The sequence below is a fragment of the Enterocloster clostridioformis genome (assembly GCF_020297485.1).
GTDB classification, from domain to species: Bacteria; Bacillota; Clostridia; order Lachnospirales; family Lachnospiraceae; genus Enterocloster; species Enterocloster clostridioformis.
In genome coordinates, this window is record NZ_JAIWZC010000002.1 from 158,862 (window position 1) to 181,519 (window position 22,658).

23 protein-coding genes and 1 pseudogene are annotated in these 22,658 nt (G+C 51.3%); 6 read left to right on the forward strand and 18 right to left on the reverse strand.

The window, feature by feature from the left end:
* Positions 1 to 129: 129 nt before the first annotated feature.
* From lsrF to LA360_RS27845, 5 genes are all read right to left on the reverse strand, one after another.
* Entirely contained in the window at positions 130 to 1,008 is an 879-nt protein-coding gene (gene lsrF, locus LA360_RS27825; protein WP_027640573.1) for a 3-hydroxy-5-phosphonooxypentane-2,4-dione thiolase, read from the reverse strand.
* A 53-nt stretch (positions 1,009 to 1,061) separates the two neighbouring features.
* Positions 1,062 to 2,231 carry a substrate-binding domain-containing protein gene (locus LA360_RS27830; protein ID WP_057571018.1) on the reverse strand — a complete coding sequence of 390 codons (1,170 nt, stop codon included), beginning with the start codon at positions 2,229 to 2,231 and terminating at the stop codon, positions 1,062 to 1,064.
* A gap of 78 nt (positions 2,232 to 2,309) precedes the next feature.
* A complete protein-coding gene (locus tag LA360_RS27835; protein ID WP_112482566.1) occupies positions 2,310 to 3,299 on the reverse strand; it encodes an ABC transporter permease in 990 nt (329 codons plus the stop codon).
* Entirely contained in the window at positions 3,299 to 4,315 is a 1,017-nt protein-coding gene (locus tag LA360_RS27840; protein ID WP_057571016.1) for an ABC transporter permease, read from the reverse strand. The genes LA360_RS27835 and LA360_RS27840 overlap by 1 nt, the downstream gene beginning before the upstream one ends.
* 19 nt (positions 4,316 to 4,334) lie before the next feature.
* The gene (locus tag LA360_RS27845) at positions 4,335 to 5,855 is read right to left on the reverse strand and encodes a sugar ABC transporter ATP-binding protein (RefSeq protein ID WP_057571015.1); all 1,521 of its coding nucleotides are present in this window, start codon (positions 5,853 to 5,855) and stop codon (positions 4,335 to 4,337) included.
* Between the two features lie 309 nt (positions 5,856 to 6,164).
* Between LA360_RS27845 and LA360_RS27850 the strand changes: the two genes are divergently transcribed.
* The 4 genes from LA360_RS27850 (at position 6,165) to LA360_RS27865 (ending at position 9,740) form a co-directional block, all read left to right on the forward strand.
* Positions 6,165 to 7,079 (forward strand): sugar-binding transcriptional regulator, encoded by a 915-nt coding sequence (locus LA360_RS27850; protein WP_027640568.1) that lies wholly within the window; start codon positions 6,165 to 6,167, stop codon positions 7,077 to 7,079.
* Positions 7,080 to 7,108: 29 nt separating this feature from the next.
* A complete protein-coding gene (gene lsrK / locus LA360_RS27855) occupies positions 7,109 to 8,674 on the forward strand; it encodes an autoinducer-2 kinase (protein WP_027640567.1) in 1,566 nt (521 codons plus the stop codon).
* A gap of 20 nt (positions 8,675 to 8,694) precedes the next feature.
* A complete protein-coding gene (locus LA360_RS27860; RefSeq protein ID WP_112482564.1) occupies positions 8,695 to 9,072 on the forward strand; it encodes a cupin domain-containing protein in 378 nt (125 codons plus the stop codon).
* 224 nt (positions 9,073 to 9,296) lie between these two features.
* Entirely contained in the window at positions 9,297 to 9,740 is a 444-nt protein-coding gene (locus tag LA360_RS27865) for an Hsp20/alpha crystallin family protein (protein WP_002584198.1), read from the forward strand.
* Between the two features lie 123 nt (positions 9,741 to 9,863).
* Here the strand turns inward: LA360_RS27865 and LA360_RS27870 are convergent, their stop codons facing one another.
* The gene (locus LA360_RS27870; protein WP_022201435.1) at positions 9,864 to 11,540 is read right to left on the reverse strand and encodes an amidohydrolase; all 1,677 of its coding nucleotides are present in this window, start codon (positions 11,538 to 11,540) and stop codon (positions 9,864 to 9,866) included.
* Positions 11,541 to 11,644: 104 nt separating this feature from the next.
* Here LA360_RS27870 and LA360_RS27875 point away from each other — a divergent pair, with 104 nt between their 5' ends.
* Complete coding sequence (locus LA360_RS27875) at positions 11,645 to 13,222, forward strand: phospholipase D family protein (RefSeq protein ID WP_022201434.1); 1,578 nt, start codon at positions 11,645 to 11,647, stop codon at positions 13,220 to 13,222.
* On the opposite strand, the gene LA360_RS27880 is transcribed toward LA360_RS27875, so the two are convergent.
* From LA360_RS27880 to LA360_RS27895, 4 genes are read right to left on the reverse strand one after another with little or no spacing between them, the layout of a single operon-like run.
* Positions 13,215 to 14,606, reverse strand: coding sequence for an MATE family efflux transporter (locus tag LA360_RS27880; protein ID WP_112482561.1), 1,392 nt, complete (start codon positions 14,604 to 14,606; stop codon positions 13,215 to 13,217). The two genes, LA360_RS27875 and LA360_RS27880, sit on opposite strands and share 8 nt — an antisense overlap.
* Before the next feature lie 13 nt (positions 14,607 to 14,619).
* Positions 14,620 to 16,416 (reverse strand): oligoendopeptidase F, encoded by a 1,797-nt coding sequence (gene pepF / locus LA360_RS27885; protein ID WP_022201432.1) that lies wholly within the window; start codon positions 16,414 to 16,416, stop codon positions 14,620 to 14,622.
* 53 nt (positions 16,417 to 16,469) lie between these two features.
* Positions 16,470 to 17,174, reverse strand: a complete 705-nt coding sequence (locus LA360_RS27890; protein WP_022201431.1) for an LrgB family protein — start codon at positions 17,172 to 17,174, stop codon at positions 16,470 to 16,472.
* Between the two features lies 1 nt (position 17,175).
* Positions 17,176 to 17,538 (reverse strand): CidA/LrgA family protein, encoded by a 363-nt coding sequence (locus LA360_RS27895; protein WP_022201430.1) that lies wholly within the window; start codon positions 17,536 to 17,538, stop codon positions 17,176 to 17,178.
* Positions 17,539 to 17,770: 232 nt separating this feature from the next.
* Here LA360_RS27895 and LA360_RS27900 point away from each other — a divergent pair, with 232 nt between their 5' ends.
* The gene (locus LA360_RS27900; protein WP_057571120.1) at positions 17,771 to 18,652 is read left to right on the forward strand and encodes a GNAT family N-acetyltransferase; all 882 of its coding nucleotides are present in this window, start codon (positions 17,771 to 17,773) and stop codon (positions 18,650 to 18,652) included.
* Between the two features lie 33 nt (positions 18,653 to 18,685).
* On the opposite strand, the gene LA360_RS27905 is transcribed toward LA360_RS27900, so the two are convergent.
* The 8 genes and pseudogenes from LA360_RS27905 to LA360_RS29865 form a co-directional block, all read right to left on the reverse strand.
* Entirely contained in the window at positions 18,686 to 19,399 is a 714-nt protein-coding gene (locus LA360_RS27905) for a GTP pyrophosphokinase (protein WP_002584206.1), read from the reverse strand.
* A 42-nt stretch (positions 19,400 to 19,441) separates the two neighbouring features.
* Complete coding sequence (locus LA360_RS27910) at positions 19,442 to 20,278, reverse strand: Mrp/NBP35 family ATP-binding protein (protein ID WP_022201428.1); 837 nt, start codon at positions 20,276 to 20,278, stop codon at positions 19,442 to 19,444.
* Positions 20,279 to 20,317: 39 nt separating this feature from the next.
* A pseudogene (fliB, locus tag LA360_RS31700) lies at positions 20,318 to 21,215 on the reverse strand (flagellin lysine-N-methylase).
* Between the two features lie 10 nt (positions 21,216 to 21,225).
* Positions 21,226 to 21,354 carry a hypothetical protein gene (locus tag LA360_RS27920; protein ID WP_330411320.1) on the reverse strand — a complete coding sequence of 43 codons (129 nt, stop codon included), beginning with the start codon at positions 21,352 to 21,354 and terminating at the stop codon, positions 21,226 to 21,228.
* Between the two features lie 83 nt (positions 21,355 to 21,437).
* On the reverse strand, positions 21,438 to 22,139 hold the full coding sequence (locus LA360_RS27925) for a molybdopterin cofactor-binding domain-containing protein (RefSeq protein WP_225537846.1): 702 nt from the start codon (positions 22,137 to 22,139) through the stop codon (positions 21,438 to 21,440).
* Positions 22,103 to 22,447: a hypothetical protein gene (locus tag LA360_RS27930; RefSeq protein WP_057571010.1), complete on the reverse strand. Its 345-nt coding sequence runs from the start codon at positions 22,445 to 22,447 to the stop codon at positions 22,103 to 22,105. The genes LA360_RS27925 and LA360_RS27930 overlap by 37 nt, the downstream gene beginning before the upstream one ends.
* Positions 22,437 to 22,535 carry a hypothetical protein gene (locus LA360_RS32045; RefSeq protein WP_146774962.1) on the reverse strand — a complete coding sequence of 33 codons (99 nt, stop codon included), beginning with the start codon at positions 22,533 to 22,535 and terminating at the stop codon, positions 22,437 to 22,439. Before LA360_RS32045 ends, LA360_RS27930 begins: the two co-directional genes overlap by 11 nt.
* A complete protein-coding gene (locus tag LA360_RS29865; protein ID WP_022203415.1) occupies positions 22,531 to 22,653 on the reverse strand; it encodes a (2Fe-2S)-binding protein in 123 nt (40 codons plus the stop codon). Before LA360_RS29865 ends, LA360_RS32045 begins: the two co-directional genes overlap by 5 nt.
* Positions 22,654 to 22,658: the final 5 nt, after the last annotated feature.

Consider the following 22,658-nt stretch of genomic DNA (forward strand, 5'->3'; position numbering starts at 1 on the left):
GGAGCAGCTGGAAAATATTATTTATTGAACTTAATGGCGGCGGACAATTTCAAAATTGTTCGCCGCCGTCAAGTCTGTACTGGCTAAAGCCATAAATAAAAGGCACCATCTGCACGTTCCAAATACATTCTAGTGGATTGCATCCTCAAAGAATTCGTATGCTTCTTTATCCGTAAATCCTTCATGCACAATCTTTCCGATTGCTGCCGCCATCTCCAGCGAGTGAACACTCTGAAAAATATTTCTTCCCATATCCACGCCATGGGCTCCGCCGCTTATTGCATTGTAAGCCAGGGTCAGGGCTTCCTTCTCCGGAAGCTTCTTGCCGCCTGCCACTACGATGGGAACCGGGCATGCCGCCACAACTTCTTCAAAGTTTTCACAGTAATAGGTTTTAATGATGTTGGCTCCCATTTCAGCAACAATTCGGGTAGCCAGCTTGAAGAAACGGTCCGTGCGCTCCATCTGTTTGCCCACGGCCACAACGCCCATGGTAGGGATGCTGTATCTCATTCCCAGATTGATTGCCTTTGAAAGGTTCTCAATACTGGACAGCTGTCCGTCGGCGCCGATGAAGGTCTGGATTGCCATACAGTCTGCATTCATACGGATTGCGTCCTCAATATCAACCGCCAGGATTTCATGGGACAGGTCGTCGTTCAGCATGGAGGAACCGGAGGTGGAGCGAAGGGCAATGCCCTTGCCGCACGCTGGTGTCACGCATGAACGCAGAGCGCCTCTGGTCCCCATAAGTACATCCACATAGGGAAGTAGCTTAGGAATCACCAAATCCAGACGCTCCAGTCCGGCAGTTGACCCCATAAAGTATCCATGGTCAAAGGCGAACATAACCGTGTTCCCACTTTGGGGATTAAAAATGTTGGACAGATGTTTTTTCATTCCCCAGTCCAGGTTGTTTGCTCCTTTAACATAGAAGCCATCGTTATTTGCAAAGGGTACATCTACGTGGTAATCCTTCGCAACCTTTACACCTTCCAAATCAGCCATAATCAAAAATCTCCTTCCAATTCAATTAATACAATTTTGATTGATTTTTAAGCTTAGAAGTTATAATCATTCATATTATCTGCGTTAAATACGGTGCGTTCCGGCAGCAGTACAACGCCGTTGTTTACCTCTGCGGTAGATGCGCCTTCAACCAGGCTGTCATTAGGCATAACCTCTACCTCGCCGATGTCAGGGATATTAATCTTGTCGCCTACATGTACTTCATTGCCTGCTGCAAGGTAAGCTGCAAGGTAGCAGCCCATTGCGCCCTGTACGCCGCAGTCCCAGAGGCCCCACTGCTCGATTACGCCTGCTGCACAGTAATCCTTAATGGACATAGGAGATGCAAAACCTGTAATTGTAACGTCGTCCTTGGTCAGCCCCTTGTTCTGAGCTGCCTTGCACTGTCCCGGAAGCGCGGTGGAGTCGTTGCAGATGATCAGGTCAATGTCAGAGTGTGCTTCCAGAATGGATGCGCCGATGGAAACCGCCTTCTCTGCATCCTGCTCTGAATAATAGTTGTCAGGAGCTACATTTTCCCAGTTCGGGAAGTTTTCTTTGATATAGGCTTCGCCTGCTACCTGCCAGGAGTTCTGGTCGGCAACTGTTGCCTGTGAATAATGCCAGCAATATTTGATGGTATCTTTTTTGGTGTCTTTGCCGCGGTTGGTCAGGGAATCAGCACCCATATCAACCAGCATTTTACCTAACAGTTCCGGTGTTCCCTGGCTGACCATAAGGGTACGTGCTGTATCGGAAACATCTGAATCCCATGTAACAACGGTAACGCCTGCGTCCCTTGCCTCTGTCAGTGCAGAATCCAGTCCGGTTGCGTCAACAGATGAAATACAGATTGCATCCACGCCGCTGGCCACTGCGTTGTTGATTACGTTAACCTGGTCTGCAACCGCCGCATTGGCGCTGCCCTGATAGTCAACGGTAAAGCCCCAGCCTTTGGAATACTCCTGTGCGCCGTTGTTGGCGGACTCAAAGAATGCGTTTCCTGTCAGCTTTGGAACAAAGGCAACTGTCATGCCGGCAACATCTGCACCTGCTGCGGGAGCTGCCGCCTCTGTCTTGCCCTCTTCTGCCTTGCTCTGTGCAGCCTCTGCCTTTGCCTCTGTTGCAGGCGCCGCTGCCGTAGCAGCAGTACCGCCTCCGCAGCCTGCCAGTGAAACTGTCATTGCTCCTGCAAGAACCACTGATAACCATTTTTTCTTCATAACATTGTTCCTCCTTAAATTATTTATGATTGTTTTGTTATCGCATTTTCAGGGAAATTCTGTTCCCGTAATACTTCTCTAATTCTTCTTCCTGCGGAACATGGCGATTACCTTCTGGTTATTGGCCAGGGAACGGCCAACCACCACCACCAGGAGAATCAGTCCAACCGGGATATCCAGGTACTGCTGGTTTACCTTGAAGCAGAGCGGGAGCCCGAATCTTAATACTCCAATCACCACCGCTGCCAGGGCTGTTCCGGGAACGCTTCCCTTACCCCCGGTGCTCAAGGTTCCTCCCAGCACCACGGCTGTGATGATAGGCATGGTCAGGGTCGCTCCGATATCACTTTTGGCAGTGCCCAGATAGGAGGTGAGGACAATGCCGGCCACCGCCGCACTCATGGCCGACAGCACATAGGTGCTCATGATCACCAGCCTGCTGTTGATGCCGGAATACTCTGCCGCATTCTGGTTTACACCAATCAGGAAAATCTGTCGTCCGTATTTCGTCCTATGCAAAAGGATGTAGGCAATGACTGCCAGCACCAGGAAAATCAGCACCTGGCTGGGTATGACCCCAAACAGTTTGAACTTGGTAATCCTGATAAAGCTGTCGGGGAATCCGTTGATACCCTTATAGCTTTCAGTAGCCGACAGGTTGGATACCAGCAGCGCAATGCCTGAAAACAGGAAGCTTCCGCCCAGCGTGACCACCATGGGCTGTACGCCGCAGTACGCCACAAAATATCCGGACAGGGCACCGCACAGCGCTGCAACTACAATTCCCAGTACTGCCGCTGCCCAGATATTGAGCCCCCAGTCCTGCCAGGATACGCCGAGAACAATGGAGGTCAGTCCTACAATGGAACCGGCCTGGATATCAATTCCTCCTGTAATCATGACAAAGGTAACAAACAAGGAAATGATACAGATGGATATCATATCATTGATGCTTCCGAACAGTACACGTGGCATCAGGAATTTATTGTTGGCTGCTGCAAATATTACAAACTCCAGGACCAGAATACAGAGCAGAACGGTCTCCCAGCTTTTTAATGCCTTTTTCATCACTGAACCCCTCCTTTTTTATCAGCGCCCGCCACTGTCCTCGCAGACAGTATCTGGTGCCTGTTCTTCAGGATGGCCCTGTTCTGTGTCACTGTATTGAGCACCACAATTGTAATGAGAAGGATGCCAGTGATGGTATTGTCATAGTCAGAAGAAAATCCCAGGAATACAAGAATCCTGCTGATAGAGGACATAATGATTGCGCCGATGGACGCGCCGATCAGGCTGCCCTGGCCTCCTGTCAGGCTTATACCTCCAAGAACACATGCCGCAATGGCTTTCATCTCGTAGCTGTTGCCTGCGGTGGGCGTGATGAAGCCGATACGCGACGTGTAAATCATGCCGGCCGCTGCCGCAAAGACTCCGCTTAATATGTAAGCTGTAATTTTCGTCTGGGACGCAGGGATACCAACAAGGGTTGCTCCTGCCGCGTTATCGCCTACCGCGATAAAATACTTGCCCTTTTTAGTCTGCGTCAGGATCAGATGTCCCGCAATCACCGCCAGAATTGCCGCTGCATAAAACGTGGTGAGCTGTCCCGCAATCAGGGTATTGGACATCCTTGTGAACCCGGCGGGAAGGTTTTCCACCCATGCTCCCTTTGTAAATACGTAAATCAGGCCGCGGACAACACCGTTGACACCAAGGGTAAATATAAGGGATGGGATCTGAAGCACCGACACTCCGAATCCGTTGACAAATCCGATGACTGCCCCGATGGCCAGCGCTGCCAGAATGGCCACGGCCCAGTTGGAACCGTCCCGCAGCAGCGTTGCTCCCACTGCAGCCGACATGCCCAGAGTTGCTCCCACCGAAACATCGATTTCTCCGGTCAGTATGACAAAGGCGCTTCCCACTGCAAGCAAGGTAAAGACCACACTGTCATTGAAGCAGTTCAGGATTGACGTAGGCTGCCAGAAGCTTGGATTTACACAGCCTACAACGAATATCAATGCTGCCAGAAATAAAAAACTGCTCATTTCATGGGTTTTCATTATTTTTTTCAATCGATTCATGTCTCTCCACCTGCTTTCATTATTCTGTCACACCAAAGGCTCCTGCCATCAGGCTGGCCTGGCTGATTTCCGACCTGGACAGTTCACCTTTGATCCGCCCGGAAAACACCACCACCGCCCGGTCCGAAAGCTCCACGATTTCTTCCATATCGGAGGAGATGAGCATAATCGCCACACCCTGGGCCTTCAGTTTATGAATAATGGAATACACATCTCCCCGCGCCGCAGCGTCAATACCGCGGGTGGGTTCATCCAGAATCACCAGCTTGGGATTGGTTGAGAGCGAACGTCCGATAATGATTTTCTGCTGGTTTCCTCCCGAAAGGCTTCCTGCTGTCTGATCCTGCCCCGTAACCTTGATGCGGAAGTCGTCAATGCAGCGTCCGGCAACCTCCCTTTCTGCTTTTTTATTCAGAAAGAATCCTCCCATCTTCTTGTCTCTTAATAGGGAAGAGGTGGTGTTGGCAGCCACATCGCTGATTGCGAACAGTCCGTTGAGCCTCCGGTCCTCGGGCACATAGTTGATTCCTGCCTCCAGAACCCGGGCGGTGGAATGTCCTGTTATATCCTTTCCATCCAGAATCGCTTTTCCTTTTAAAACCTTGTCTCTTCCAAATATGGTTGTGGCAAGCTCCGTACGTCCGGCGCCGACAACCCCGGCCACTCCCAGCACCTCCCCCGGGTACACCTTGAGGTTTACATCCTCAAATCCGTATCCGGAGTAATCCTGAAGTTCAAACACAGGTTTCAGTCCTTCATAATTAATGGCTTTTTCCTCCGCCTTCCCATCCTTGATATCCGCCTCATCCATATTGGGAGGAAGGAGTCCCTTTACCAGCATTTCCCTGGTGAAGTCCGATACGCGTCCTTTTAATGTGATAATTCCGTCCCTCATAATCGCCACGTGGGTGGCAATCTGAAATACCTCTGCCAGACGGTGTGTTATGTAAATGATGCCGATGCCTTTCTGTTTCAGGTCTTCTACGATTTTGAAGAGACTCTCTACTTCGTCAAATGTAAGTGCACTGGTAGGTTCATCCAGGATCAGTACCCTGGCATTTCTCAAAAGTCCGCGCAGCAGCTCTACCAGCTGCTGTTCTGCTATGGAAAGGCTCATGGCTTTTCTGTTCAGGTTCAGGCGCCATCCGATGTCTTCCATAATCTGCAGCAGCCGCTTTCTCAAGATTCCTGACTTTTCCTTAAATCCAATGAGGACATTCTCTTCCACTGTCATGTTTGGAAAGAGCATAGGTTCCTGGGGTACCATATAGACGCCCTTGGACAGCACCACCGAAGGCTTGAAGGAATTGATCTTTTCACCTGCAATGACCAGCTCTCCTTCATCCGGCTGGTAAATACCCATGATGATTTTCATCAGAGTGCTCTTTCCAGCACCGTTTCCGCCTATCAAAGCCAGCACCTCGCCCTTGCCAACATCCAGATCAATTCCTTTTAATACTGCGTTCAAACCAAATGTCTTAAAGACGCCGCGGGCAGAAAGCAGCATTTCATTAGAATCACATGTCTCTGCTTGACTCATGTTTACCCTCCTTAGTGCATCTGTTTTTGATATTTTTGTTTATTGCTCAAACATTTGTAACACTTGTAAGTATACGTGAACGAGATAAGTTTGTCAAGAGCTTTTAAGCATTTTAACCGTTTATCCCTCTATTTTTTTCATTTATTTTAGCATAATTACCCTCATTTTTTCTATTCTATGCCAATTTCCTCCACTATTTATTATTGACATTCATGTTTAGCTCTGATATACTAATCACAGAGTTAAACATTTTACCAAAATCTAAACATTTGTTTCCCGATACAAAAATTGGAGGTGCGTACGGTAGATATGAATTACGAAGATTCCCTGATTGTCAAAACAGCTTGGTACTATTATATAGAAAACATGACACAGCAGAAAATTTCCGAAAAGCTGGGCATATCCCGCATGAAAGTCATCAAACTATTGGATAAGGCGAAACAGACCGGGGTGATTCAATTTAAAATCTCGCCGGAGCGGAGCCAGCAGCTGATGATTGAGCAGAAGCTGACCACCCAATGGAATTTAAAGGACATCTTTGTGGTTCCCACGCCGCCAAGCGGTTCCAATCTGAATGAAACCATTGCTCAGGCAGCCGCTATGTATATAGGTGACCGTCTGACAGAAAACATGTTTATCAACATGGGCTACGGAGACACCCCCAGCCGGGTGTTAAACCACCTGGCCACGATTGCAGAGACACCCATTTCCGTGGTATCCCTCACAGGAGGAGTCAGCTATTATCTGCCCAATATCCGTTCCAACATTTTTAATGCCAAGCTCTATCTCTATCCGGCGCCGCTTCTCGTCTCTTCCAAGGAGATGTGCAAAGCCATGCGCAACGAGCCTCCCATTGAAGAGATTGCAAGAATGGTCCGTCTGGCAACCATGACAGTGGTCGGCATCGGAGCCATGAACGATGAGGCCACTATCATTTCCAACGGTATTTTAAACCAGAATGATTTCCTGTATCTTTCCATGCAGGGGGCAGTGGGCGACATCCTGACCCACTTCATTGATAAAGACGGAAAGCCGATTCACAGCGACGTGGAAGAGCGTCTTTTCAGCACGCCTCTGGAGACATTAAAAAGTCTGAATAATGTTATAGGGATTTCGGGCGGCCCTCAGAAGGTGGAGGCTATCCGCGCAGCGTTAAGGGGCGGATATCTGGATGTGCTGATTACGGATGAAGAAACAGCCATGCAGCTGATTGATTTAAGCTGACAAAGATTATGTAAAGGAGGAGTTTACATATGTCAAAGAATCATTTTCTTACAGTCGATGCCGGAACGGGAAGCGTTCGGGCCGTCCTGTTTGACTTGGAGGGCAACCAGACCGCATGCGTACAGCAGGAATGGGATCACAAGGAAGATCCCAGATACCCGGGCAGTATGGATTTTAACTGGGAATATAACTGGAAGCTGACCTGCGGATGCATCAAGGGCGTGTTGGAGCAGTCCGGCATTTCCCCGGATGACATTGCCGCGATTTCCACCACCTGCATGAGGGAGGGTATTGTACTCTACGACAAGGACGAACACGAAATCTGGGCCTGCGCCAATGTGGACGCAAGAAGCACGGACGAGGTCAGCCAGCTTAGAAAGGCATACCCCGGACTGGAACAGGAATTATACCTGGAATCCGGCCAGACCTATGCCCTGGACGCACTTCCCCGCCTGTTATGGGTCAGGAATAAAATGCCGGACGTCTACGAAAAGATTGCATATGTGGGAATGTTTAACGACTGGCTGATCCATAAGATGACCGGGATTCTGGCCGTGGAGCCGAGCAACGGCTCCACCACTGGACTATTCAGCCTCAAAAACAGATCCTGGGATTCCTCCATTGCCAGACGCTGCGGACTGCGCACCGACATGTTCCCTGAAGTAAGGGAATGCGGCTCCAGAGCCGGAACCGTGACCGCACAGTGCGAGGAACAGACAGGACTGGCCCAGGGAACGCCTGTGATTGTAGGCGGCGGCGACGCGCAGCTGGGCTGTATCGGAGTAGGTGTTGTGAGGCCGAACCAGGCGGCTGTGTTCGGCGGAAGCTTCTGGCAGTATGAATACAATACAGCGGACGGCAGAACAGACGAGGAATGCAGAGTCCGGGTCAACTGCCACGCGGTGCCGAATGTATGGCAGTACGAAGCCCTGGCATTCAAGCCCGGCCTCGTGATGCGCTGGTTCCGGGACGGCTTCTGCCAGGCGGAAAAAGAGATTGCAAAGCTGAAGGGCACGGACCCCTATGATGTGATGAACGAGTACGCGAAGGACATTGCCGCAGGTTCCTACGGTATGATGTGTGTTTTCTCCGATGTTATGAACTTCATCAACTGGAAACACGCCTCACCTACCTTTACCAACTTCGAGCTGGATCCGGTGCGGTTTTCAAAATATACCTTCTACCGCGCAATCCTGGAAAATACAGCCATGGTAACCAAGGGCCATCTGGACCTGGTGCGCGAGGCAACCGGGAACCAGCCCGAGGATATCATTTTCGCCGGAGGCGCTTCCAAGAGCCCGCTGTGGTGCCAGATTTTATCCGATGTTCTGGGACTTCCGGTAAAGGTTCCGGCTGTCAAAGAAGCAACCGCCCTGGGCGCCGCGATTCTGGCAGGCTGCGGGGTCGGCATCTATAAAGATATGTCAGAAGCAGCAGAAAAACTGGTAAAATGGGATACCACCTATGTTCCGGATTCCGCCAATCATCAGCTCTACTGTGAAATGTACGAACAATGGCGCAGCGTTTACAAGGCTTCGCTGAATCTGTGCAGCCAGAATCTGACGAGGAGCATGTGGGCTGCCCCGGGATTATAAAACAGGAGGAATAGCAGAAAATGTTTATTGTAAATGAAAATGAAAAAGAGTACCGTTTTGGGGACAGCGGCCCCAAGTACCTGATGAAAGGCCCCAGAATGAATTTTGCCGTGGTCCAGTTCCAGTCAGGCCAGGATTTCAAGGCCCATTACCACAATATCATGGAGGAAGATTTCTTTATACTCGAGGGCGAAATCAATATCGTGGTGGACGGAACCGTACACCACTTAAAACAGGGCGACCTGATCCACATCGAACCGCTGGAAGTCCACTACTGCTTCAACCCATATGAGCGGACCGTGAAAATGATTTCCACTCTGGCTCCGTTCCAGGAGACGGATAAGGTGGAGATAGAGGATTATAAATTTTATGAAAAGAGTGTCAGTCGGCAAGCGTAATATGACAGCAAAAGAGGGACTATCGGTGACGATGGTCCCTCTTTTGCGTTGAGCGGTAAAAGGCAAAATCCACAGGGCTGCCTTATAAATACCTTCTTAATGTACTTCAAACTTTTTTTATAATTTTATTAGCACTCACCTCTTGACAGTGCTAACAATCGTGTTATAATACAAACATAAAGTAAATAAAAACAAACAGTTCTATGAGCGAGGAGGATATAACGATGATGTTAATACCAAGAAGAAACTACGGACTTAATTTATTTGATGACTTTTTCAATGACCCATTCTTTACCAGCGCCTCCGAAAAGGGCGAGGACGCCAAGAAGCTTCCGGTGATGCGCACCGACATCATGGAGAAGGATGGAAACTATATTTTAGAGATTGAACTTCCAGGATTTAAGAAGGAAGATATCCGGGCAGAGCTTAAGGACGGATATCTGACCGTCAGCGCGGATATAACCAAATCCAGCGAGGACAAGGATGACAAGGGTACCCTGATTCACAAGGAACGCTATACCAGTTCATGTAAGAGAACCTTCTTTGTAGGCGAGCAGATTCGCCAGGAAGATATCAAGGCTGGTTTTGAAAATGGCATACTGAGGCTTCAGGTGCCAAAGGATGCGCCGAAGGTGGAGGAGACACCGAAGTATATTGATATTCTGTAATCATCATTGAGTGCCCACACTCCTTTTATATATATTAACCCTGATAAAGGACACAGCCGGTAATCGCCCCCACCCCCATCCCGGCTGTGTCCTTTTCGGCTTTTTTATATTCTTTATTTCATCCTATGCTTTCCACAAAAGCCGATCCTCCTTGATGGTGGCCAGTACCCTGATATTCCGTATCTCATCTGTCCCTGTTTCCAGTGGATTCTGTTCCAGCACCACAAAATCCGCCTTTTTTCCGGGTGTGACAGTTCCCTTCTCATTTTCTTCAAAATACTGGTATGCCCCGTTGACCGTCACTGCCTTAAGCGCATCCCAGACCGGAATGCGTTCCTCTGGTCCCAGCACCTTTCCCTCCCTGGTACGCCGGTTTACGGCGCACCACAGGGTCTCCATCATGTCCGGCATGATAACCGGGCTGTCCTGGTGCAGGGTGAAACAAATGCCCTCCTTTAGGGCCGAAGCAGCCGGACTGATGCGTCCTGCCCGCTCCAAACCAAAATTGCGCACGTGGATATCTCCCCAGTGGTATACATGGGCCAGGAAAAAGGAGGGAATGACACCCAGTTTTTTTACCCGCTCCAGCTGATCAAGCCCCAAAAGCTGGGCATGGATCATGACCGGCCGGATATCGCCCCTGTAAAAACCGGGCTTTCTGCTGTGCCCGCTCCCCAGCTCCCTGTAGACTGTTTCCAACTGGTCCATATACTGCTCTGCCGCCATATCACCGTTGCAATGGGCCAGAAGCTGCATGTCTTCCAGCTCTGCCTTCAAAACATTTTCCTTTACCTGACTGTCCTCCAGGGTATTATAGCCCCGGTAATTCTCTTTTGTTTCATAGGTCTCCGGGCACGTATCTCCCTGTCCCTTTTCCCGCACATCCGGCGTTTCCGGCAGATAGGGTGTCCGCATCCATGCCGTCCTTCCCTGGGGTGAGCCGTCCAGGAACATTTTATACCCGCCTATCTTCATATGCCCCTTATAGTTCTTTATATGGCTTTCAAATGTATTCCGGGCAGCATCACTGTCCCGGATATCCATATAGGAGATTAAATCCAGCTTTAAAAGTCCTGATTTCAGCAGCATCTGGTACAGCGGAACCAGCCGGCCTGCCATCAATCCCTCCTGGACCGTGGTGATTCCATAGGAAGCATAGAGCTCCTGGGCGCGGCCATAGGCAGTCAGAAAGTCCTCCGCCGACGGCATGGGGACGCGTCCCTGGAAGCCTAAGAATGCATTTTCCTCCATATATCCGGTCGGCAGCCCGCCTTCCATTTCTATGACGCCGCCCTGAGGCGCCTGTGTCTGTCCGGTTACACCCAGCAGGTTGAGGGCCATGGTGTTAAACACCCCCATATGACCTGACTGGTGTTTCAGTATTAATGGATTCTGAGGCGATGCCTGGTCCAGGACCTTCCTGCGGGGATGGCTGTGCTCCTTCAGGCGGTTATGGTCATAGCCGGATGCCGTGACCCATTTTCCTTCCGGAATCTTCTTGTCCGCAATGTATTGCCGGATGCATGTCAGAATGTCCTCAAAGCTGCGCGCCCCGCTCAGGTCCGCTTCCATTGTATGGCTGGCACAGGCAGTAAAATGGCTGTGGGAATCTATGAAGCCCGGCAGCATCACCCTTCCCTGCAAATCCAGCCTGCGGGTCTTATCCCCCGCCCTTTCCTTTATCTTTTCCCATGTCCCTGTCTCCAGGATTCTTCCGTCTTCCGTCAGCACGGCTTCCACCCGGGGGCATCTGTCCTCCATTGTAAGAATGGTGCCGTTATAGTAAAGCGTCTGCGCCATGTCCCGTCCTCCTGTTCTATGAATTGACTTTCCCTGTTTTTCTTAGTATAGTACCTATATCATAATACGCTGTACTGAAAGTATGCACATAAAAGGAGTTTCTTATGATACGCACTTGTATAACATGGATTAAAAAGCGCCCTGTCCTCTCACTCTTTTTCCTGATACTTATGTATCTGGTAATTGGGGCCGCGGCGCCTTTCTGTCACTATAAGCCGATCTCCCAGGAAACAGAAGAAACGGTATCGGCTGAGAGCTTCTATCAGGAGGGAGACAGTTCGGACCGCGCCATGATACTGGAAACCAATCAGAGCGCCTGGGATGAACGGATGCGCCTGATGAACCTGGCCAGGGAACGGATTATACTGTCCACCTTTGATTTCAGGGACGGCGATAGCCCCAGGGACCTGATGGCAGTCATGCTTCACAAGGCCGACCAGGGAGTCAGCATAAAGATACTGGTGGACGGGTTCTCCGGCCTGGTGCGCATGGAACCCTGCAAGCTTTTCTATGCCCTGTCCAGCCATCCAAACATTGAAATCAAGATTTACAACAAAATGAATCCCCTGCTTCCGTGGAAAACCCAGGGAAGGATGCATGACAAGTACGTGATTGTGGATGACTACGGATATATACTTGGAGGCCGGAATACCTTTGATTATTTCATCGGTTCCTATCCCACGGATTCCAGAAGCCATGATCGGGAGGTCCTGGTCTACAATACAGCCCACGGCACAGACAAGGGGCGGGACAGCTCCCTGTATCAGGTGGAAGATTATTTTGAGCAGGTATGGAATCTGGATGTGTCCACCCTGTTCCACGACAGCCAAACGACAGCAGACAGGACCTCTGTCCGGAATGCCGCGGCCATGCTGAGGGAGCGCTATAAGGTTCTGGCCATGAAATATCCGGAACTGCTGGACAGTGAGAAGGATTCCGCCGGCTGCGGGACCCTTCCCGGCCAGCCCGGCTGTCCGGCTCTGCCCATGGATTCCAGTATCAACGATGACGTTTCCCCGGCCTTCCCTCTGACCCCCATTCAGTCGAAGGCCCTGGAGTATTACGGAGCCAGCACCGTTCCCACGGGAAAAATCACCCTGGTGTCCAATCCCACCGGTATCTACGGAAAGGAGCCGGTGGTCTTTCACACCATGTCCGTTCTTATGAAGAACGCTAAAAAGAGTGTGCTGATTCACACTCCCTATGCGGTGTTCAATGACTATATGTACGATACCATGAAGGAAATCACGTCCCGGGTGCCGGTGACCATGATGGTTAACTCCGTTGAAAACGGCGACAATTTCTTTGCCTCCAGCGATTATCCCATGCACAGGGACGCATTTTGGGATACCGGCATGGGGATTCTGGAATATGACGGCGGCCTCTCCTACCATGGCAAATCCCTTGTCATAGATAGTGAGCTGTGCGCCGTGGGGTCCTACAACTTCGATTTGCGCAGCACCTATCTGGACACAGAGCTTATGCTGGTCATCCAGAGCCGGGAGCTGACAGCCCGGCTGGAAGAATACATGGTCTCCTATCAGAAGGACTGCCGCCGTCTGCTGCCGGGCGGAGCATATGAAATACCGGAACATCTGACCATTGCAGATGTTCCGGCGTATAAAAGGGCGGCCTGGAAGGTGGTGGGCTTTGTGATGCAGCCCTTCCGTTTCCTTATATAACTTTTTTGTCCCTCCATTTTCCTGCGAGGTAACGGCTGAAGGATATGGCATAATTGGCAATCCAGCCCATGGGCACCGCGTACCACACGGCTGCCACGCCCCATATGGGTGCGAAATGAAAGGCCGCATACACACGTATGGTCAGATTCACCAGATTGGCGATGGTAAATACCAGCACATCCCCGGAGCCCCGCAGAACTCCATCCGTACACGCCTTCATACCGATGAATACAAAGAAGTAGGCGATAAAGGACAGGTATCCCGTGCCCGCCCCATAGGCTTCCCGGCTCATGCCGTCTCCCAGGAAGGAGGTTATGATAGGGCCGTTAAGCAGCGCCACTATCACGGCTATGATGACGGAGAAACCGGCCACAATGCCGTAGCTGGCCCTGTATCCCTCCTTCACCCGTTCCATCTTTCCGGCGCCGATGTTCTGGGCCGTGAAGGTGGCCACGGCGTTGCCCGTTGCAATCATGGGCACCACGCAGATGGACTCAATCCTGCTTCCCGCTGAGTAACCTGCCAAGGCAGCGGAACCAAACCCATTAACCACGGACTGGACCAGCAGCATTCCGATGGATACAATGGACTGCTGGAGAATGGACGGCACCGCGATTCTGGTCCCTGCTTTTAACATGCTGCTGTCGTAGAGCCGGAAACCATCCCCGTCCTCCTGTTCATATCCCTTACATTTTTTCATCAGGATACCGAAGGATATCAGGGCGGATATTCCCTGGGCCATGACAGTCGCTATGGCAACACCGTCCACTCCCATCCCCAGCCATGTGACAGATATAATATCCAGAACCACGTTCAGGACAGAAGAAAATATGAGAAGGTACAGAGGTGTCCTTGAATCCCCCATGGCGTTAAATATGCCGGCAAGGACATTGTACATGAACAGGAACGGCATTCCCAAAAAGTAAATACCCAGGTAAAGCTTTGCCTGGCCCATGATATTGGCCGGCGTCTTAAGAGATTCCAGTATAAGGCCGTTCAGGTAAAAACCCGCGCTCCCCAGCAGAATGCTCACAAAAAGGAAGGTAATCAGGGCCGTGGAAATGGATGTTTTCATCTTTCCGTGCTGCCTGGCTCCCAGATACTGGGAGGTCAAAACCGATGCGCCGTTTCCTCCCCCTATGGCTATCATGATAAACACATTGGTCAGTGCATAGGAAGCGCCCACAGCCGCCAATGCGTCCTCGCCCACAAAATTTCCCACAATCATGGAGTCCGCCATATTGTAAAACTGCTGGAACAGGTTTCCCAGTATCATGGGAAGGGCAAACAGGAGAAGGCGCCGCCCCGGTCTCCCTTCCGTCAAGTCAATCCGCTTCTTTATCTGTTTTTCCTGTTCACGGCTTTTTGCTGCACTCTGATTCATCTTCTTCCCTCAATCATTCATTTGTATGGATACACGTCTTAAATTCTTCAAGCAGCTCCCCAAAGAAACCAAGGGCTTCGTCCACCGGCCGGGTGGTGGACATATCCACGCCGCAGAGCTTCAGAAGATCGATGGGCTTCATGGAACAGCCTCCGCTTAAGAACTTCTTATACCCTTCCAGCGCGCCTGGCTCCCCGCTCATAATGCGGCTGCTGATAGCCACGGCTGCCGAAAATCCCGTGGCATACTGATATACATAAAAAGGTGTGTAGAAATGTGGAATTCTCTCCCATTCATAATCAATCTGACGGTCCACTGTCATGGCCGGCCCAAAATAATCCGTATTCAGCTGGCGGTACGCATTGCACAGACTCTCAGCCGTCAGGCTCTCCCCACTGGCCGCCCTTTTATGGGCCATATCCTCAAACTCCGCAAACATGGTCTGACGGAACAGGGTTCCCCGGAAGCTTTCCAGGAAATGATTGAGCAGGTATGCCTTTTCCTCCCTGCTGCCTGCCTTCTTGAGAAGATGGCGTATCAGAAGCGCCTCATTGCAGGTAGAAGCCACCTCTGCCACGAATATCTTATACCCGGCATAGGTAAATGGCTGGTTTTTGTCGGAATACCAGGTATGGATGGAGTGCCCCATTTCATGGGCCAGGGTAAACACATCGTTGAGGGTGCCATGGAAATTCAGCAGCACATAGGGATGGCTGCCATAGGTTCCCCAGGAATAAGCGCCGCTGCGCTTGCCTTCATTTTCATAGACATCAATCCACCGGTTGTCAAATCCCTGCCTTAACAAGGACAGATACTCCTCTCCCAGCGGTTCCAGCCCCTCCAGAACAATGGCCTTGGCCTCCTCATAGGTGTAATGGCGGTCAGCCGCTGCCACCATGGGTACATAGAGGTCATACATGTGAAGCTCATCCACCCCCAGCACATCCCCCCTCACCCGGGTATACTCATGAAGCTTTGTGATATTCTCCCGCACCGCCTTCACCAGATTGTCATAGACCAGCTCCGGCACCTCGTTGTCAGCCAGGTAGTATTCCCGGCTGGAGGCATACTTCTTCGCCTTTGCGTAGAACACGGCCTGCTTCACATTGGAGGAAAATGCAGCTGCCAGTGTATTGGAAAACTGTTCATATACACTGTATAACCCCTCAAACGCATCCTTACGTATCCTGCGGTCCTGGTTCTCCATCAGGGAAATGTAATTGCCGTGGGTAATCTGGATGCCCTCCCCATTCTCCCCCGTGATAACAGGAAATTTCACATCCGCATTGTTGAACATGGTAAAAATCTGGCTGGCGCCCTGCGTGGCGTCATAGGATTGGGCCAGAAGTTCTTCCATCTCAGCGGACAGGGTATGATCCCGCCTGGCGAGAATGATTTCCAGCGCCCGCTTAAAATGACTGATTCCGTTATCCGTTTCCATGTACCGGTCCAGAAGCTCCCGGTCCATGGACAGAATTTCCGGCACCAGGAAGGAGCTGTTCTCAGCCGCCCTGTAGGACAGCGTCTGGACCCTGGAAAACATATCCTGGTATCTCTGCACCGTGGTATCCTCGTCGGAACGCATCCTGGCATAGACATACAGGCGCTCTATCTTCTGGGAAAGCCTGTCGTCGAAAGAAAGGCAGGCATAAAGGGTATCCGCGCTGTCAGCCAGCCGCCCCTTGTAGGAAGCATATTCGTTTATTTCCCCGGAGGCCTCTTTAAACATCTGTTCCCACAGACCGTCCTCCGCCACCATATCCTCCAGTTTCCAGGTATCCTTTACATCTGCTTCGCTTCGTTTTTTCATGCAGAACACACTCCTTCCAATACTATATTAAATTGGCGCCCTATTAAATTCACCTATATCAAATTCGCTGCCAGAGGCACCACAATAACGGTCATCAGTCCCGCCACCGCAATGGAGAGACTGCTCATGGCGCCCTCGATTTCCCCCATCTCCAGCGCCTTGGCTGTCCCCACCGCATGGGCGCTGGTTCCCATGGCAAGGCCCTTTGCCACGGGATGACGGACTTTTAAAAGCTTTAACACAGTCTCCCCTGCCATATTGCCTAACACCCCCGTAAGTATGATGCTCATGACCGTCAGTGTGACGATTCCTCCCGCCTCCTGGCTGATACCCATTCCGATGGCCGTGGTAATGGACTTGGGAAGCAGTGTCACGTAGTGGACATGGGTCATGCCCAGCACCTTACACATGAGAAAAATGCTCACCGCGCTGGTGATTACCCCCGACGTAATACCCACCGCCACGGCGTCGGCATGTTTCTTCAGCAGATGCAGCTGCTTATACAATGGGATTGCCAGACAGACCGTGGCCGGCGTGAGAAGCCAGCTGAGATAAGACGCACCTTTATTATATGTTTCATAATCCATTCCTACTCCCAGAATGCAGGCAATAATCAGGGCCGCCGACACAAGAAGCGGATTCAGGATAGCCAGTTTTGTTTTATTCTTAAGCCAGCAGGCAAACAGGTAGGCGCCTATGCTGAGCACAAGACCGAAATATTGCGTCTGTTCCAGTATCAATCGTATTCCTTCCCTCATGTCACTGCTCCTCCCCGCTGTGTTTCCTGCCCATGACCCACTGGGCCATGCATCCGGTCACCGCCATGACCAGAAGGGTGGATATGCCTATGATGATCAGAAAGGGCACCAGAACTGCCCTTACCTCCCCGATGCACTCCACAATTCCAACCGTTGCCGGTATGAACATCATGGTCATGGTATCCATGAGAAAATTGCCCGATCCCTCCACGCTCTCCAGCTTCACGGACCCGCACATAAGGGCTGCCAGCATGATAAACAGGCCGTATACACCGGCCGGCACAGGCAGGGGCACCATATGATTCAATACCTCTCCCGCCAGGGTAATGCCCATGATAATTCCTATCTGCTTTACATATCTCATATCTTTTGTTTCCTCCTGCTGCGTTAGAGCGTGTTTTCAGCCATGCTCTGATTATGTTTAAAATTCGCACGGCCTTTATTCTACCACTGCATTTTTCCATAATCAACCCGAAGACAGATAAATACACAAGAAATACAATCTTACCGTTGCAATGGAGACCTTCCTGCCCTACAATATAGGAAAGTCCAAAGGCAGGAGTCCAGGAGGCCGCGCCCGCATGAACATGACGCATATGAACACCACACATACAAACATTACTCATACAAACATTACTCATACAACAACATTATCCCGGAAAGAACAGGAAGATATACACAGGATTACTGCCCTGTGCCGCCTCGCGGACGGCCTGAGTCTTTCCTGCCCCGGGGACGGGGATGAATACTGGATTCTGGAGGAGGATACGACTGCGGCTGCTTTTCTGGCCGTGTATAAAACAGAGGTAACCATGTGGGAATGCTGTGCCTTCACACACCCGGATTTTAGAAGAAAAGGATATTTTTCCCTGCTCCTGGAACAGGTCTGCCGCTACAGCGAAGCCCTGGGAGAGCCGGAACTCTGCTTTGTAACCGATAACAAATGCCCGGCGGCCATGGCCGTTCTCCGGGAACTGGAGGCAGAGCTTTGGAATGAAGAATATATGATGGAATATGATGTACCGGCAGCCGGAACCGCTTATGAGAGCGGAACATCCGTCTCCCAGGCCTCCCTGCCGGACACGGAACCGGACACGGAACTGGACATGGACATCCATACAACTCCGGAAGGATTGCTTATCTGCGCCCGAATACCCGGGGACAACTCCCCCGCGGATGGGAATGGCGTTACCTCCCCAGATACAAATTCCGGCACGGACAACGTGCCGGGCGCCTGCGTCGCCTGCCGTCTCTCCCTAAACGGCACCAGCGCCTATCTGTACAGCCTGGAGACTGTCCCGGCCCTGCGCCGCCGGGGGCTGGCCGGCCGTTTCCTTGCGCAGCTTATCCGGCATCTGGAGCGTAAGGGTATCCGGCGGATCTGCCTCCAGGTTTCCGGCTCCAATGAACCTGCCCTGCGGCTCTATCGAAAAACAGGGTTCCGCATCACGGAAACCCTGTCCTACTACCTCTACTAAAGCCTGTTTGAAACGGCTGTTTTACAGCCCTTGTCAGTCCCTGCGCACCGTGACGCCCTGGGCTTCGATTTTCTTGCGTATCTCCAGCATCTTCATGTCTGTGCCGGCGATGACTTCCGCACACTGCTTCAGTTCCTCGCTGATTTCTCCGTTATCGTCAATAAAGGATTTCTTATACTTCAGCTGATGGTCCAGGCTGGCCCAAAAGTCCATGGCAATGGTACGTATCTGTACCTCCACACGGATTGGCTTCTTGCTGTCAGAGAAAAACACCGGTATCTCGATAATCATGTGGTAGCTCCGGTATCCGTTGGGCTTGGGATTCTGTATATAATCCTTCACCGCAATCACCTTTACATCATCCTGCCTTATCAGCATATCCGCAACTTCATAGATATCATCCAGGAAGGAACAGATAATCCTGATTCCGGCCACATCATCCAGATTTTTCTCCATGGACTCCAATGAGATCTCAAAACCCCTGCGCTGCAGCTTTTCAACGATGCTCTTGGGCTTCTTTACACGGGACTTTATCATCTCGATGGGATTGCGCTGGTTCTTGACGGACAGCTCGTCGTTCAGCACTTCCAGCTTTGTCTTAACCTCCCTGATTGCACAGGTATACCTCATCATAGCCTGCTGGAACTGGTGAGCCTGGTCAACCCACATCTCCGGCACCTGGACCATATCCGGTACATTGACGATGGACTGATGAAGCTCACTGTTGGGATTGATGTTAATGTTCATCGGTTCACCTCATTATCTATGGTTTACTGCTGCCGCAGTTTTTTATAATGCCTCCACTGCCTTTACAGCCTCATCAAACCACGGCATTTCAAGATATTCCACGCGTCCTGCATCCACCATCTGGGCAATGGCAGGGTCAATTGGTATCTGAGCCAGGACCTTGATGCCGTGCTCTGCCGCGATTTCCTCTACATGGCCTTCTCCGAATACGCTGATGCGCTTGCCGCAGTCGGGACATTCCAGATAGCTCATGTTCTCCACCACACCCACAATGGGTATATCCATCTTCTTGGCCATATTCACTGCCTTGGCCACAATCATTCCCACCAGTTCCTGGGGCGAGGTGACGATGATGATGCCGTCCACGGGCAGGGACTGGAATACGGTCAGAGGCACATCGCCTGTGCCTGGCGGCATATCCACGAACATATAATCCACATCCTGCCATAAGGTCTCAGACCAGAACTGTTTCACCGCTCCCGCAATCACGGGGCCTCTCCAGATAACAGGGTCCGTATCCTTATCCAGAAGCAGGTTGGCGGACATGATTTCCACGCCTTCCATGGACTTGGCCGGAAGCATCAGGCTGCCGTCAGGTGAGGTTGCCACGCCCTCATTGCCGATTCCAAAGGCCATGGGAATGGACGGACCTGTGATGTCAGCGTCCAGGACAGCTGTCTTCTTGCCCCTACGGTTCATGCTCACTGCCAGCATGGAGGTGACCAGGGACTTGCCCACCCCTCCCTTGCCGCTGACAACACCAATTACTCTCTTTACGGAGCTGGCCGGATTCAGTGCCTCCAGGAACTCACTTTTATCTACCTTGCGGCTGTCGCAGTTTGCACTGCAGGAGCCGCAATTATGGTTACATTCGCTCATTTTTTGTTCTCCTTCCAATATTTCTAAACATAATTTTAATTATAAAGCCATTTCCCCATATTGTCCATTGTTTTCTGGCTGTTCACCATCCTGTCCTCTGACGTCACTGTTCACCGCGGCCAGCAGACGCCTGAGTGCAAATCCGGGACGTTTGACCATGGCTTTCTCCAGTACAGCCTTGTTGGAATCCGAGTGTTCCACCTCCCTGGAAAACCGGTGGGCGGCATCCACGAAATCCATGAAGGAAAGCCGGCCGCCCCGGTCTGTCCACAGGGCCTGGGCCAGCTCCTCAATCAACAGGGTGGCCGCGGCAGCCATCTTCATTTTTCCACAGGGATTTTCGTTGTAAACAGCTCCGCAGAAATAGGTGAACACAAAATACACCATAAGCTGCTCCTTAAGCACCGGCAGGCGTTTTCCAATCTCACCTTCCAGGAAAGCCCGGCGCCGCTTCTCATATACATTCCTGCCCTGCCCGTAAAGAGCCGACCTCATTTCCGAGGCAAACGCCGGCCAATCCTTCCCCAGAACCTCCATTTCGGAAAACAGGGAAAACGCCTCCTCCATAACCTCATACCTGGAACATAAAGCCCGGCCAACTAAGACAGAGCGTTATTTCCCTGCATCCCTCAAACTCCTCTATGTGCCTGGGATATGCGCGGCAGGTGCGGCACAGGTACTCCGGCCCTGCCTCGCTGTAGAGGTCGCATAGATTTTCCTCATTTAAAAACGCGCACCTTCCATGGTACTGTTTAAAGGAGCCTTCCTTCCAGTGAATGGAATTATGGAGGCGGCTGCCAAAGGGTCCCTCCATGTCCCTGTACTTCTTAAGGGAAGCTCTGTCAATCATGATGCCCCACCCCGCGCAGCAGGTGTCCGGGCATTCCGACGCAATGCATTTAAAACGATTGTAATAGTGGGGAACTGTATATATCATATATGCCTCCTTATAAATGCCGGAGCTTTCCCCCGCAGGGCAGCGCTTCATAGATGGTGCATCCCATCTGTTCCTCAAAATAATCCTTTATCTCCAGCACCTTTTTCCAACGGGGAATGGTGCAGGGATGAACTCCCATGCCGTGTTAACTGAACTCCGTTTATTGTACTACCAAATCATACAGATATCTACCTTGTATTTAAGATTTTACATGGGAATCCCTTACAGCGGGCCGCGGCATAGCCCGGACAACAATGTCCCGCCGCAGCAAATGCTCTGGCGGCGGGACACGATATCAATATTCCGGGTGGCCTCCTGTTCCTTCAGGCAGGCTTCGTAGTCAATGAGCTCCGGCGCCCTCTTTAAGCAGTCCTTTGGCCTGGGATTGCCGCGGGGCTTGTGGAAAATGGAATCGCAGCTGTCCGGGTCCACCATGTTCTTCATCTGCAGATCCGCCATATCCATGCGAAGGAAATCGGCAATCTTCTGCATCTGTCTCTGCCATCCGAAATAAACCCGGGGCGAGCCGTATCCTCTCATGGCTCCCGTGTTGGTGTAGACTTTAAAATCCACTGCCTTTAAGGTCCCGTCCTTCATGAACCCTGTTTTCACATAGTTTACGGAAGCGTGGCGCACACGGGTGGACAGGATGCTTTCTTTTCTGTTGTACTCCGCCTTCACAGGCTTTCCCGTCATCCGGGAGAGCACTGCCGCCGCGGGCTCCACCGTCACCTCCAGCTTGTCTCCGAAGGCGCCGCCGATGGCCGGAGCCACCATCCGTATCTTGTTATAGGACAGGCCGAAGATACGGAACATGATAACGCGGAAGGCAAAGGTGTTCTGGCATGGGCTGTATACGGTCAGCGTTCCCTTGGAATTAAAGTCAGCTATGGCAATATGGGGCTCGATGGACGCATGGCGGATGGCCTGGGTGGTGTAGCGGTCCTCAGATACGTAATCGCATTCTTGTGCTCGATGAAACGGACCGCGCTGTTGTACCGCACCTGGGGTGTATTCTTATAGGCGGCTACCGCCTTCACCCCGGGCAGAGCCTCTGCCGCGGAGGTGTCGATGCTCTTTATTCCGGCTTGGGAAACCGTGCTTAAGAGCACCTTTGCGCAAAGCATTCCTGGCAGTTCCATATCACCTACATATATCTTCTGTTCCGTCACCTTTAAAGCAACGTCGCCTATGGGGCTCGGTTTTCCGATTACAGTGTATTCATTCTCCATTCCGGTTTCCTCCCATCCGACTGGCAGCCAGTAAAATAGCCTTCACTATATTGTCATACCCGGTGCAGCGGCACAGATTCGGGTCAATGGCCTTTCTGACCTCCCGTGAGCCTGAGTCCGTCCCTCAGCGTCTTTAACAGCGTCCAATTCTTTCCCACTGCCAGTTCCCGGCAGACCCCGTTGATATACAGGCTAATTGTTTCCATATTGT